The sequence below is a fragment of the Psychrobacter sp. T6-1 genome (assembly GCF_052258445.1).
The window spans coordinates 1-885 of sequence record NZ_JBQQFC010000601.1 but is presented as its reverse complement, the minus strand read 5'-3'; the positions used below and the strand labels follow the sequence as shown (position 1 = coordinate 885).

The 885-nt window shown below is 47.2% G+C and carries 1 protein-coding gene; it reads right to left on the bottom strand.

Annotated features, from left to right (window positions below; genetic code table 11):
- Positions 1–126: 126 nt before the first annotated feature.
- A partial coding sequence (locus ACTXGO_RS14865) for a pseudouridine synthase (RefSeq protein ID WP_443575065.1) occupies positions 127–885 on the bottom strand: 759 nt, incomplete at its 5' end.

Here is an 885-nt window from a genome sequence, read left to right as displayed (position 1 = left end):
TAGTCAGAACATTTAAAGGTTTGTAGTTAAAAGAAAAAATAAAAAGCTGCCAATGATAATGATCACTGGCAGCTTTTAATTTTTAGAAGACAAGAACTTATAAGATATAAATACTTAGCTTAAACACTAACGCTTGTCACTGCGGTCACGAGTATTGCGCGCTCCACGGCTTGCAGGACTAGCGCTACTTTTAGACTTCTCGCTATTGCGGCTAGTACTACTACGATTATCACTATTTTTACGACTATCGCTACGACGCGCTTTTAGCGGCTTGTTCTTGATGCGTTCTTGCTTGTCTTTTGCCGCACCGTGGAGACCTGTGCCGTAACGTGGACGCAAGCTGACCAGATCAGTCAAAGTGTTGATGTCTTTTTTGTCTAATTCGATATGACGACCCGTACGCAGCTCTTTGGGTAGATCGATACTACCGTAGCGCGTCCGCAGTAGACGGCTGACTTTAAGACCTTGCGACTCAAACAAGCGGCGAACTTCACGGTTACGGCCTTCTTTGAGTTGCACATGATACCACTTATTAACGCCTTCGCCGCCGCCCGCTTTGATGTCATCAAACTGCGCCATACCGTCCTCTAGCATAACACCTGAGGTCAGATTGCGAGCGATTTCTGGGGTGACTTCACCGAGTATCCGCACCGCATATTCACGCGTGACCTCACTTGAGGGGTGCATCAAGCGATGCGCCATCTCGCCATCATTAGTAAATAACAGCAAGCCTGAAGAGTTGATATCCAAACGACCTACCATGACCCAGCGGTCATGAGTTAGTTTAGGCAGACGCTCAAATACGGTTGGACGACCTTCTGGATCACTAGCTGAGCAAATCTCACCCTCAGGCTTATAGTAAGCGATAACGCGGCGACGCTTTTC